Genomic DNA, 11,603 nt, shown 5'->3' on the forward strand with positions numbered 1-11,603 from the left:
GTGACGCCGAGATTCCTCTGCGTCACTCTTACCCGGCGCAACTTGTCGAACCCTTAATCAACTCAACCAGAAAATATTAACGAGCTGTGAACGCCGCTCCGCGAGGCCCCCGCCTAAAATGAAAAGGCCCGGACTCTGCCGGGCCTTGCAAGTTGGTCAGACGAATGCCGCCGGCAATGCCGGCGCGGCATCAGTCGTCGCGATAAACTTTTTCACGGCGCTCATGGGCTTCCTGCGCTTCAAGCGACAGGGTCGCGATCGGGCGGGCTTCCAGCCGCTTGATGGAAATCGGCTCACCCGTTTCGATGCAGTACCCGTAAGATCCGTCCGCGATACGCTCCAGCGCCGCATCGATCTTTGCGATCAACTTGCGCTGGCGGTCGCGGGCCCTGAGCTCGATCGAACGATCCGTTTCGGAAGACGCCCGGTCGGCGATATCGGGGTGGTTCTGGCTTTCCTCCTGGAGGTTTGCGAGCGTTTCGCGGCTTTCCTTTAGGAGCTCTTCCTTCCACCGCAAAAGCTTGTTCCGGAAATACTCGCGCTGACGCTCGTTCATGAAAGTCTCGTCCTCGCTGGGACGATACTCGGCATCCAGCTCAACCGTCATGTTCTACTCCGGCTCCCGTTAGGCCGCGCGGAATATAGCGATCCTGCGGGCGATGGACAACGCCGCCGACGTCGAAAAGTGCGCCAAATTTCTGTAATATTTTTCATATACTTAGACCGGATGCCTCTGTTTTCGGCATAAGTCCGGCCTGATCGAGCGGCATCTGCGGGTGTTCAATTCCCGTACAGTCCCAGCTTTGCCAGCTCCACTTTAGCGCGAAGCTCGATCTCGTCGATCACCTTCTCCAGCGCAGGAGTGCCGCTGTCCGCCCGTCGCTCCAGCATCGTCGCAAGGCGATTGAGCCGCTCCGGCGAAACCCGTCCGGCCAGCAGATCCGCCTTCATTCCCTCCAGCGTGTCGAGCAAGTCGTGGCCCCGCGCCGTCGCCTTGCGCCGGCCGGTCAACGGGTCGTCCACCTCCTGCAGCGCCAGCAGCGCATCGATGCCGGCAATGCCGCCAGCCCCGCCTGCGGAAGAGGCGCTCTCCGAACGTCCCGTGCCGCCGAGATCGAAACTTGAGCCCGAACCGTCGGTCCGCTTCTTCTGGTTCCGTCCGCCGACCCCGGACAGGGGCGCGTAGCCTGAAATTCTCATGGTCGAAAACCGGATCCTGCTGGAGGAGCTCTCAAGGCTACACAATTTTCCGAGTTGGTAAACGAAGCGTTAACAACCCGGCAAATCCTGCCGGGCGAGCCGGAGCCGATCATCGCAGACTTACCCGCCCCATGAAGGGATAATTAAATTCTTTTATTAAAAACAAATAGATAAGAAATATGTCACAGCAGCGGACATTCTGGCACGCCGCTCGCATAAGGAAACGCGGGCAAGCCGCCCACGCCATCTGTCGAGCGATCGAGACACGCAAGAATGACCCTGCCCGGCCTCCTTTCACGCCTCTCCGGCCTCCTGCAGATCCTCTGCCTGGCCTGGACGCTCGCCCTTGTCGTGATGCTGGCAACCCCGGCAAGCGCCGCCTCGCGGATCAAGGATATCGCGGATTTCGAGGGTATTCGCGACAACCAGCTCATCGGTTACGGCCTCGTGGTAGGCCTGCAGGGCACCGGCGACAGCCTGCGCAATGCGCCGTTCACCCGGCAGAGCCTGGAGGCCATGCTCGAGCGCCTCGGCGTCAACACCCGCGGCTTCAACCTCAACACCCGAAATGTGGCGGCCGTCATGGTCACCGCCAACCTCCCGGCATTTTCTACCCAGGGCACCCGCATCGACGTTTCGGTCAGCGCCCTTGGCGATGCCGACAGCCTGCAGGGCGGCACGCTGCTGGTGACACCGCTGCTCGGCGCCGACGGCGAGGTCTATGCCATCGCGCAGGGCCCGCTCGCTATCGGCGGGTTTTCGGCGCAGGGCGACGCAGCCTCGGTCGTGCGTGGCGTCCCGACCTCCGGCCGCATCGCCAACGGCGCCCTGGTCGAGCGCGAGATCGACTTCAAGCTGGCCTCGATGACCAGCCTGCGCCTTGCCCTGCGCAATCCCGACCTCACCACCGCCCGCCGCATGGCCCTGGCGGTCAACGAGCTGATCGGCCTGCCGACCGCCGAGCCGCTGGACCCGGCCACCGTTCGCATCGACCTGCCGCGCCAGTTCAACGGCAACATCGTCGACCTTTTGACCGACATCGAGCAGTTGATCATCGAGCCCGACCTGCCGGCCCGCATCGTCATCGACGAGAATTCCGGCATCATCGTCATGGGCCAGAACGTCAAGGTCTCCACCGTCGCGATCGCGCAAGGAAACCTGACGGTCACCGTCGCGGAAAGCCCGGAAATCGTGCAACCACTGCCCTTCGCAAACGGCCAGACTGCATTCGAGCCGAGAACCGACATCCTCGTGGACGACGAGAGCGACAACAAGCTGGCGGTCGTGCGGGAGTCGGTGACGCTGCAGCAGCTGGTCGACGGGCTCAACGCTCTCGGCATCGGCCCCCGCGACATGATCTCGATCCTGCAGGCGATCAAGGCCGCCGGCGCGCTCCAGGCCGAAATCGAGGTGATGTGATGAGTATGCCCGGCATCGACACCGTCCACGCCGGCGCCCAGGGCCTCTACGCCGCCCGGGGCGGCGCCCTCAACGCCAACCCGGCAAATCCTGCCGCCCTCACCCGCGAAAACGCCGAGCAGTTCGAGGCTGTGTTCCTGAACACCATGTTCCAGACCATGTTCGCCGGTCTGGAGGAAGGCGGCGCCTGGGGCAGCGACACCGGCTCCGAAGCCTGGAGCGGGATGCTGGTCGAACAATACGCCAACACCATCGCCAAGGCCGGGGGCATCGGCATCGCCGACTCGGTCCAGCGAGAACTTCTTGCCCTTCAGGAGACGGCCGGACAATGAGCCTCGACACAAAACAGCTCGCAGAAATTGCCCCAGAGTTCTTTTCCGGCTCGATAGCCGACCGCCAGGCGGCGGAAGCCACCTGCAACCGCCTCGAAGCCGCGATGGGAGACCTTCTGGCCGTCATCGAGCGCGAGACGGAGCTGGTTCGCCTCGGCAAGCTGGACGCGGCCGGCGACCTCCAGCCGGAAAAGGCAAAGCTCGTCAGCATCTACATGCGCGGCATGACCTTCATGCGCGACCAGACCACCTCGCTCGGCAACCTCGCCCCCGAGGCTGTCGACCGGCTGAAGCGGCGGCATGCGGAGTTCCAGCCGGTGCTGCGCATCAACCTGGCGGTGCTGGCCACTGCCCGCGAGGTCGCGGACAACCTCCTGCGCAAGGTGGCGCAAGGGGCGGCAAGCACCCGCACGCCCTCTACCTATGGCCCCGGCGGCAGCGCTCCGCGCACGCCCGCCCTGGCCGATGGCATCGCCGTCAACCGAGCGCTCTGACGCCCTTCCTCTTCTTCAGACCAGGATCCGGTCACGCCGCCCCCGCCCCTGCGCGGGCGGCGCTGTCGTTTGGTGCGGAGCCTTGGTCCTGTTTGTTAACTCTCACGGAACGAATCAGGATCAGATCGCATCAAGCGCAAAACCTAATGAATTCGTTAACACGGGATTCACAGTTTTCCGATAAGATGCTTGCCACGATATGGAAGTTGATCCTCCTGAATGCTGTGGATCGACCTGCGTATCGAAGATATCTGAACAAGGTTAATGTGTGAAAGACGATATGCTCGACGAACGACGTTGATTCCGGGCGCCTGACGTTTGCGGATATGTCCGGTGGAGAGGTAAGCAAATGGAAGCGACACCTATCAGGACTGCGTCCTACACGCTCGTGCCGACGGCGCCGAGACCTTCGGAGGCCAGCGCATCCCCGGCCGCGCGAACAGACGTACCGCCCGAGAAGGCGATTCAGCCGCCGAGCGAGACAGCAGCCAGCCGCCCGATGGCGGAGAACAGCTTCGCCAAGGCCGAGGCCAACATCAAGCGCGAGGAATTTCGCGACGAGATCACCGATTCCATCGTCTTCAGGGCGGTCGACCTGACCACCGGCGAGGTGGTGCAGCAGATTCCGGAGGAATCGATCCTGCGGCTGCGTCGTGCATTCGCCGAGACGACCCAGAAAGACATGACCGGCCTCTCCTTCAGCCGCAGCCTTTGACGAGACGCGGGGCGTACGCTCGCCCCGCCGGCAGCCCGCACGGGTTTTCGAATCGGCTATAGTCCGCGCTCACTGACCTCGAGCCGGACACGCGGATGCCGCCCTCCCCCCAGTCGATCCTGGACCAGATGCGCAAGGCGCTGCTCCTGCAGCGCGACGGAAAGCCAGCGCGCGCGCGGCCGATCTACGAAAAGCTTCTCAAGCAGGATCCCGGCAACGCCGAGGTGACCAGTCTACTCGGCCTTTGCTTTCTCGAGCAGGGTTATCCGAAGCGCGCTGTCGCCCTCTTCGAGCGCGCCATCTTCCTTGCTCCCGGCGAACCCCGCTACCGGATCAACCTGATCGATGCGCTCGAGGCGCTCGGCGACACCGAGGCATTGCTCGCCGCCTCGTCGCAGGCCGCAAATGCGATCCCCGACCCGGCCCTGCTGCATCGCCAGGCCAGGCTGCTCAACCGGGCGGGCCGGTTGCCGGAGGCTCTGGCCGCCTATGACGCGGCCTTGCGCGCGGCAGCCGACGCCGTTCCCGACAATCTGGACATGCTGGTGGAGTTCGGCCAGACGCTGATCCTGGCCGGCAAGCACGAGGAAGCCGTCCGCGTGCTGCACTTTGCGGTCTCTACTGCACCGGACCACCGCCTCGCCCTTCTCAGCCTGGCCGATGCGCTGAACCAGCTGCACCGCGGTGATGAGGCGCTCAAGCTTTTGCTCGGCAGGTCGGATGCCTTCGAGGCAGAGACCGACGCCGCCTATCGGCTGAGCCTTGCCAATGCGCTCTGGAGCACCGGCGACTATGCCAGAGCGCTCGCCGAGACCGACCGTGCGATCGCCCTCGGCATCGTCGGCAGCGATGCGCGCCTGCTGCGCGGCAAGGCGCTCTATCATCTCGGTCGCTTCCCGGAGGCCGTCAAGGAGCTGGAGCAGGCACTGGCCATCGACCCCGCTCGCCACGAGACGGCGATGACGCTCGGCCTCGCCTGCCTTGCCAGCGGCGATCTGGCGCGCGGCTGGAAGCTCGCGGAACGCCGCGTCGAGGCAAATCTCAAGGGACTGATCCAGCGCCGCTTCTCGCGCCCGACATGGCAGGGCGAGCCGCTTGCCGGCAAGACCCTGATGATCTGGGACGACCAGGGCATCGGCGACGTGTTGCGATCCGCATCCATGTTCGCCGAACTGGCGGATCAGGCAGGCCGGCTGATCGTCGAATGCCACCCCAAGCTGGTGCTGCTGCTTGCACGCAATTTTCCGCAAATGACCGTGCGCCAACGCGGTCACGAGGGCCTCAATGCCTTGATGGGCGGCGAGGACTTCGATGTCCAATGCGCCTTCGGCGGCCTGCCCGCCCTTCTGCGCCCGGATATCGCCGCCTTTCCGGCAACCACTGCGACCCTGACGGCGGACGCAGAGCGCGTCGCGGCCTTGCGGGAGCGTGCGCCGCTCGGCACCCCGCGGCCGAAGGTCGGGCTGTCCTGGACCAGCGGCAACCGTGTCGGCCAACGCGGCCGCTCCTATCTTGCCCTGGAGGACTTGCTTCCGCTACTCGCCATCGAGGAGGTCGATTTCGTCCTTCTCGATTATACCGACCGCACTGCGGAGATCGCGGCACTGCAGGAGCGAACGGCCTTCACCTTGCACCGGTGGGACGATCTCGACCTGTTCGACGATCTGGAGACCGTCGCAGCGCTGACCTCTTGCATGGATCTCGTCATCTCGGCGAACACGTCCGTCGCCGACATGTCGGGAGCGCTCGGCGTGCCGACCTGGCGCTTCGGCCCGGTCACCGGAACGATCCTGCTGGGCCAGGAGAACCCGCCCTGGGCACCGGCAACACGCTACCTGCGGCTCGATCCCGAACACCCGGCAGCCGATATCGTCCCCCAGCTCGCGGCGGATCTTCGCAACTGGCTCGGCCGCCGCTGACGGATCGCGCGGGCTCGCGCCGTTACATCTGGATCGGGTGCACCGCGAGATTGCGCTCCAGCCGCTCCAGCATCAGCTCGGCAACGGCGATGTCCTGCGGCTCGTCGATCTCGACGACTTCCTCGTCGCTGGTTTCCCAGAAGCCGATGCGACCGGTCAGTCGGCAGCCCGTCTGCTCGAAACTTTCCGTCCGGAACAGATAGAAGTTGCCGGTCTCGCGATAGTAGCGGTCCTCCGCCGGGATCTGCTGCCGCATCAGGCGGTTGTGCGGATCGTAGAGAGGCTGCGGCTCCGGCATGTTGCGCCAGATGTAATTGCGGATGAGCCTTGCCGAAAAGAGCGAATCGTAGCCGCCTTCCGTGAAATGCCGGAAGGCATCGGCCAGCGTGTCCTTGCGCCGGACCGGCGAGGTCACCTGCGGAAACAGCACCGACTTCGGCTTTTCTTGCCGGCACATGTGGGCAATCGCGTGGTGCAGCGAGGCCTCGGCGGGCGAGGTGTCGGTGGCGAACTCGTCGGGACGCAGCACGGGCACCCGTGCTCCGAAGGCGCGCGCGGTCTCGGCGATCTCCTCGCTGTCGGTCGAGACGATGACATCGCGCACGAAGCCGGCGGCATGCGCTGCCTCGATGGTCCAGGCGATCAGCGGCTTGCCGAACACCGGTACGAGGTTCTTGCGCGGGATCCCCTTCGAGCCGCCGCGGGCAAGCACGATCGCATCACAGGTCATCATCTCTTTTCCGCAAAAACCGCCACGAAGGAGCCCCAGAAGGCGGGCGAAACGCCGGTCTCCGGCGCCTGCATCCGCTCCCAGGCCTCCTGGGTGGCAAACCGCGTCCCGAAGAACGGATACTCCACCGAGGCGATCCGGAAGCCGCTGTCGCGCAGCAGGCGCATCAGCGAGTCGTCGGTAAAAAGGCTGACATGCGTCGGATCATGGAGCAAGCGGAAGCGCTCGCCGAACATACGCGCCGCAGCACTGGCGAAATTGGGCGTGCCGACCACGAAAAGCCCGCCGGGCCGAAGCGCTTCGTGGACGAGCCGGACGAAGGACACGGGATCGTCGACATGCTCGATGACATGATGGGCGACGATGACGTCGCACGACGCCGGCTGAAAGCGGCCGGGTTCAAGCACGCCGCGGATCGTCGTGGCGCCGCTACGCTGCGCCGCCATCTCCACCGCCTTTTCGGACGGATCGAGCCCGATCCGCTCGTGGCGCGGATCGATCTGCTCCAGCAACTCGCCGAGGCCGCAACCGATGTCGACCACCCGGCCGGAAGCGCGCGCATTCACGGCCTTAGCGATATAGGCAAGGTCCGCCTTGCGCATCTCGCGCTCGGCGGCGATGTCCCGCAGCCGCCCGTCCGGATCGCGCTTTTCGTCCCAGTACTCACCGGCTGCGATACGGGCCGGATAGGGCACGAAATAGTCCGCCGAGCCATAGAGCGCGAGGCAGCGGTCGATGATCGAACTCACGCCAGCCCCTCCACGCGCGAGGAAAGCCAGACGGCAACATCTTCATGATGCCGTTTCAGCACGTCCCGCTCACGCGCTTTGGCTGAAGCCAACCGCGCAATGCCTGCGGCCGGCCGGGCGAGATCTTGCGCAACCGCTTCGAACAGCGCGGCGAGATCGCCTTGCCCGTCGAAGGCATGGCACCGGTCGGCAAGGCCCATCGCCGCGAACTGGCCGGCGATCTTGTGATGGGTGGAAATGCCGAAAACCGGCGCACCGAGACCGATAGAGGCGAGCCCTGCATGGTAGCGCATGGCGATGACGGCCGAAGCTTGGCGGTAGAGATCGAAGCTGGCCGACCAGCCCCCCTCCCCCTGCGCCAGCCCGGCGACAACGACACGCTCCCGCCGCAGCCGGTCGTCGAGCGCATCGAGAACCGAACCGATAGGCCCGAAGTCGCTGTAGATATGAGGCACGAAAACGCAGGTGAGCGTTTCGTCCGCCGCCAGAAGCTCCTCGATACCGGATGCCATCGCGGCAGCGAAGCGCTCCGTCAGGTCTTCGCCGTCTGCACTCGCATAGCGCTTGTCCGGCATGTCGCCGGCAAGGTTCACGGCGACGAAGCGGCTGCCTTCGGGCAGACCGGGATGCGGCCAGGCCTGCGGCTCGGCGAAAAGACCGCCGTCCGGCACCACCTGCATGGCGTCGGCATAGGCTGCGCCCAGATGGTCGCGAATGACGTCGCAGGACCCGTCGTTGCGCAGCGAGAAGCGGCAATGATCGAAGCCGAGAATCTCGTCGAGAAATGCCCGGGTGCGCGCCACGGCCACAGGACTGATGCCGCGCGTCGCATCGACGCCGAGCCCGTGGAACAGGATCGGCCGGCGGATCGCCGCAAAAAGATCCGGGCCGGCTTCCAGATAGGTGCCGGAGGACGTGTTCTCGCGCCAGAGCTGGAACAGGCTGAACCCGCCGACGATCAGGATATCGGCGTCGTTCGCCTCCGCGACGAACGTCTCGTCGAAGGTCCGGCGGCGCCAATGGATGAAGTCCCGCACCTCGCAGGGGCGATGCGCGAGCGTCCAAGGAAGGTCTTCGCGTCTCGTGCGGTACTCGCCGTCATGCATGGCATTGTCGCCGAGATTTCCGACGAAGGAGGCCAGATGCAGAACGGAAAGCGGTCGCATGCGGGCGGCAGTCACGACGCGGCGGTCACAGCGACGCCAACGTGTCCTTGCGGCGCAGCTTTTCCATCACCGGCCGCTCGCGGGCATAGATGTCGATGACCCCGTCGCCGCGCACCTTCTCGGCCAGACGAATGCCGGCGATCATCTCCTTCATCTGCGCCACGTCGATGGACGCCGACTGGTCGGACCCCCACATGGTGCGATCGAGCGTGAAGTGACGCTCCACGGACACTGCGCCGAACGCAATCGACAGGATGCTCGGCAGGATCCCGTCTTCATGACCGGAATAGCCGATCTTGAGATGGGGAAACCGCTCGCGCAGGGTCGAGATGCCGGCAAGGTTGATTTCTTCCGGCAGGGCCGGATAGGTCGAGGTGCAATGATAGAGGCATGCGATCTCGCCGCCCGCGTCCTCGATGGTTTCCACCACCGCTTCCACCATCTCGAGATTGCACATGCCCGTGGAGATCAGCAGCGGGACGCGGCTGCGGGCCGCATGCACCAGCAAAGCGCGGTCGGTGACCGACGCCGAGGCGATCTTCAGATAGGGCACGTCCAGCGCCACCAGGAAGTCAACCGACGCCTCGTCCCAGGGCGAGGCGTACCAGGTGATGCCGAGTTCGCCGCACAGCGCGGCGATGCGCTCGTAGTCCTTGCGACCGAATTCCAGCCCGCGCTTCAGGTCGCCATTGGTCTCGCCGAGCGGCGACTTGCGCGGCTTGTCCAGTTCCTCGGCCGAGTAGACGACATCGACGGTACGCTTCTGGAACTTGACCGCATCGCAGCCGACGCGGTGGGCGGCACGGATCATCTCCAGCGCAAGGTCGATGCTGCCATTGTGATTGATGCCGATCTCGGCGACGACAGTGCAGCTGTCGAATGTAAAGAGGCTCATCTCGCGATCTTTTCGGGCTCGCGGCAAGCGCTGAACCGCCTGTTGGCGGCCTGAGGCGCTTGCGGGTTTCGCTGTCCGTCCCTCGCCGCACGGCAATCCCTTAACCGTTGGGAGAGGCAGGCCGGCGCCGATCCATCGGCGGCAGCCTTCGAGGCACCCCCGCAGTATTCCCGTTTCGGCGTGATTCGGCGAGTAAATTTAAAGACCTGTCGCAAGATGCGAGACCCTGCGAGGCCAGTAACTCGCCATTTACCTTAACACGGGTTAACCACCTGTTTTTACGAATGATTCCGAAACGGAAACGTAGGTTGGCGGGGCAACGAGGACGCGTTGCGTTAGTTGTTACCAGAAAGGTACACCACAATGAGCGTTACTCTCTCCGCTGGCGTGCGCCAGAACCTCCTGTCGCTGCAGAAGACTGCCGACATGATGTCCCAGACGCAGAACCGGCTCGCCACGGGCAAGAAGGTCAACTCGGCCCTCGACAACCCGACCAATTTCTTCACCTCCCAGAACCTGAACTCGCGCGCCAACGAGCTGTCCAGCCTGCTCGACGGCATCTCCAATGCGACGAAGACCCTGGAAGCTGCCGACAACGGTATCAAGGGCATCACCAAGCTGGTGGAGAGCGCCCAGTCGACCGCTCGCCAGGCTCTGCAGGCTGGTGGCGCCGGTTCCGGCACCGTGGTGGAGAGCTCCTCGTCGATCTCGACCAACGGCCTGACGCCGAGCTCGGGCGAGACGATCCAGGACCAGGCCAAGCGTCAGACTCTGTCCAACCTCGGCTTCACCAACGGCGACACGATCACCGTGCAGGCGACCGACACCACGACCGGTGCCGTCTCTGAGATCGAGATCACCGTCGGCACCACCCAGAAGGCTGACGGCACGGGCGCGGTCGCCACGGTTCAGGACGCTGTCGACGTCATCAACGCCTCGGGCGTTGCCTCGGCGGAAGTCACCGACGCCGGCAAGCTGAAGATCTCCGGCTCCGACACCGAGACGCTGAACGTGCAGATCGTCGACGCTGATGGCGACGCCTCGACCGCGACGACCCAGGCGACCTCGCTGGCCGCATCGCTCGGCTTCGGCAGCAACTCCTCGGTCGATCTGTCCGATCCGGCCGACGGCGACTACGTGGATGCCGGCGAGACGGCCGTCACGTTCACCGACGGCGCCACCGCCGGCGATGCCGACACCTTCTCGATCACCACCCAGGCCAACCCGGCTGCAAACTCGTCCTCACGCCAGAAGTTGGTGTCGCAGTTCAACGAGATCCTGGGTCAGATCGACAAGCTCGCGGCCGATTCGTCCTACAACGGCGTCAACCTGATCAACTCCTCGTCCTCGAAGCTGACCGTCGCCTTCAACGAGAAGCGTGACGCAGCCAACAAGTCGGAGCTGTCGATCAGCGGCAAGGACCTTACCTCCTCGGGTATGGGTCTGGGCAGCGTGTCGAGCCTGAGCGATTCGGAAGCGAACGCCACCCTCGACAAGCTGAGCGACGCGCTGTCGACCCTGCGCGAGACGTCCTCCACCTTCGGTTCGAACCTCAACACGGTCACGATCCGCAAGGACTTCACCAAGGACCTGATCAACACCCTGCAGACGGGTGCCGACAACCTGGTGCTGGCCGACACCAACGAGGAAGGTGCAAACCTTCTCGCCCTGCAGACCCGCCAGTCGCTGTCCACCACGGCGCTGTCGCTGTCCTCGCAGGCCGACCAGGCCGTGCTGCGTCTGCTCTAAGACGCCAGCCGCAAGGCAAGAAAAGAAACAGGGCGGCGGGTCGCGACTCGCCGCCTTTTTTCATGCCTCTTTCGATATGGTTAACGAACCTCTTGGAAGCACAGGCGAATTGGGAACGGAGGCAATGAGCTGTTAACCCTAATTTAGCGTTTCCACGCCAGTCTGGCCGCGAGCCTCAGGACGAGGCCATGCATAGCTTGGGCAGCCAGAAAGGATTTCCGAATGTCCGATATCA

General features: G+C 64.4%; 12 protein-coding genes. 6 read left to right on the plus strand and 6 right to left on the minus strand.

Annotation, left to right across the window (positions count from 1 at the left end; all coding sequences use genetic code 11):
- Positions 1 to 190 precede the first annotated feature (190 nt).
- The gene (gene dksA / locus MNI96_RS20645; protein WP_120267268.1) at positions 191 to 607 is read right to left on the minus strand and encodes an RNA polymerase-binding protein DksA; all 417 of its coding nucleotides are present in this window, start codon (positions 605 to 607) and stop codon (positions 191 to 193) included.
- 173 nt (positions 608 to 780) lie between these two features.
- Entirely contained in the window at positions 781 to 1,200 is a 420-nt protein-coding gene (locus tag MNI96_RS20650) for a flagellar assembly protein FliX (RefSeq protein WP_249696242.1), read from the minus strand.
- 273 nt (positions 1,201 to 1,473) lie between these two features.
- On the opposite strand from MNI96_RS20650, the gene MNI96_RS20655 reads away from it, so the two are divergent.
- From MNI96_RS20655 to MNI96_RS20675, 5 genes are all read left to right on the plus strand, one after another.
- A complete protein-coding gene (locus MNI96_RS20655; protein WP_502960367.1) occupies positions 1,474 to 2,619 on the plus strand; it encodes a flagellar basal body P-ring protein FlgI in 1,146 nt (381 codons plus the stop codon).
- Positions 2,619 to 2,951: a rod-binding protein gene (locus MNI96_RS20660; RefSeq protein ID WP_249696244.1), complete on the plus strand. Its 333-nt coding sequence runs from the start codon at positions 2,619 to 2,621 to the stop codon at positions 2,949 to 2,951. The genes MNI96_RS20655 and MNI96_RS20660 overlap by 1 nt, the downstream gene beginning before the upstream one ends.
- Positions 2,948 to 3,445, plus strand: a complete 498-nt coding sequence (locus MNI96_RS20665) for a flagellar protein FlgN (RefSeq protein ID WP_249696246.1) — start codon at positions 2,948 to 2,950, stop codon at positions 3,443 to 3,445. Before MNI96_RS20660 ends, MNI96_RS20665 begins: the two co-directional genes overlap by 4 nt.
- A gap of 499 nt (positions 3,446 to 3,944) precedes the next feature.
- On the plus strand, positions 3,945 to 4,160 hold the full coding sequence (locus MNI96_RS20670) for a flagellar protein FlaG (protein WP_249696248.1): 216 nt from the start codon (positions 3,945 to 3,947) through the stop codon (positions 4,158 to 4,160).
- A gap of 95 nt (positions 4,161 to 4,255) precedes the next feature.
- Entirely contained in the window at positions 4,256 to 6,079 is a 1,824-nt protein-coding gene (locus MNI96_RS20675; protein WP_249696250.1) for a tetratricopeptide repeat protein, read from the plus strand.
- Between the two features lie 22 nt (positions 6,080 to 6,101).
- Here MNI96_RS20675 and MNI96_RS20680 read toward each other — a convergent pair whose 3' ends face one another.
- From MNI96_RS20680 to MNI96_RS20695, 4 genes are read right to left on the minus strand one after another with little or no spacing between them, the layout of a single operon-like run.
- Positions 6,102 to 6,812, minus strand: a complete 711-nt coding sequence (locus MNI96_RS20680) for an acylneuraminate cytidylyltransferase family protein (protein WP_249696251.1) — start codon at positions 6,810 to 6,812, stop codon at positions 6,102 to 6,104.
- A complete protein-coding gene (locus MNI96_RS20685) occupies positions 6,809 to 7,558 on the minus strand; it encodes a class I SAM-dependent methyltransferase (protein ID WP_249696253.1) in 750 nt (249 codons plus the stop codon). The genes MNI96_RS20680 and MNI96_RS20685 overlap by 4 nt, the downstream gene beginning before the upstream one ends.
- On the minus strand, positions 7,555 to 8,724 hold the full coding sequence (locus tag MNI96_RS20690; protein WP_249696255.1) for a polysaccharide pyruvyl transferase family protein: 1,170 nt from the start codon (positions 8,722 to 8,724) through the stop codon (positions 7,555 to 7,557). The genes MNI96_RS20685 and MNI96_RS20690 overlap by 4 nt, the downstream gene beginning before the upstream one ends.
- A 25-nt stretch (positions 8,725 to 8,749) precedes the next feature.
- On the minus strand, positions 8,750 to 9,619 hold the full coding sequence (locus MNI96_RS20695) for an N-acetylneuraminate synthase family protein (RefSeq protein WP_249696257.1): 870 nt from the start codon (positions 9,617 to 9,619) through the stop codon (positions 8,750 to 8,752).
- Positions 9,620 to 9,982: 363 nt separating this feature from the next.
- Between MNI96_RS20695 and MNI96_RS20700 the strand changes: the two genes are divergently transcribed.
- Positions 9,983 to 11,368 carry a flagellin N-terminal helical domain-containing protein gene (locus MNI96_RS20700; RefSeq protein ID WP_249696259.1) on the plus strand — a complete coding sequence of 462 codons (1,386 nt, stop codon included), beginning with the start codon at positions 9,983 to 9,985 and terminating at the stop codon, positions 11,366 to 11,368.
- The last annotated feature ends 235 nt before the right edge of the window (positions 11,369 to 11,603 follow it).

Origin of the sequence: Stappia sp. WLB 29 (assembly GCF_023507705.1) — a bacterium.
GTDB lineage: Bacteria > Pseudomonadota > Alphaproteobacteria > Rhizobiales > Stappiaceae > Stappia.

What these genes read in the sequence shown, in the direction of transcription:
- dksA (WP_120267268.1), bottom strand. Translation starts at nt 607, where the DNA reads ATGACGGTTGAGCTGGATGCCGAGTATCGTCCCAGCGAGGACGAGACT.
- MNI96_RS20650 (WP_249696242.1), bottom strand. Translation starts at nt 1,200, where the DNA reads ATGAGAATTTCAGGCTACGCGCCCCTGTCCGGGGTCGGCGGACGGAAC.
- MNI96_RS20655 (WP_502960367.1), top strand. Translation starts at nt 1,474, where the DNA reads ATGACCCTGCCCGGCCTCCTTTCACGCCTCTCCGGCCTCCTGCAGATC.
- MNI96_RS20660 (WP_249696244.1), top strand. Translation starts at nt 2,619, where the DNA reads ATGAGTATGCCCGGCATCGACACCGTCCACGCCGGCGCCCAGGGCCTC.
- MNI96_RS20665 (WP_249696246.1), top strand. Translation starts at nt 2,948, where the DNA reads ATGAGCCTCGACACAAAACAGCTCGCAGAAATTGCCCCAGAGTTCTTT.
- MNI96_RS20670 (WP_249696248.1), top strand. Translation starts at nt 3,945, where the DNA reads ATGGCGGAGAACAGCTTCGCCAAGGCCGAGGCCAACATCAAGCGCGAG.
- MNI96_RS20675 (WP_249696250.1), top strand. Translation starts at nt 4,256, where the DNA reads ATGCCGCCCTCCCCCCAGTCGATCCTGGACCAGATGCGCAAGGCGCTG.
- MNI96_RS20680 (WP_249696251.1), bottom strand. Translation starts at nt 6,812, where the DNA reads ATGATGACCTGTGATGCGATCGTGCTTGCCCGCGGCGGCTCGAAGGGG.
- MNI96_RS20690 (WP_249696255.1), bottom strand. Translation starts at nt 8,724, where the DNA reads ATGCGACCGCTTTCCGTTCTGCATCTGGCCTCCTTCGTCGGAAATCTC.
- MNI96_RS20695 (WP_249696257.1), bottom strand. Translation starts at nt 9,619, where the DNA reads ATGAGCCTCTTTACATTCGACAGCTGCACTGTCGTCGCCGAGATCGGC.
- MNI96_RS20700 (WP_249696259.1), top strand. Translation starts at nt 9,983, where the DNA reads ATGAGCGTTACTCTCTCCGCTGGCGTGCGCCAGAACCTCCTGTCGCTG.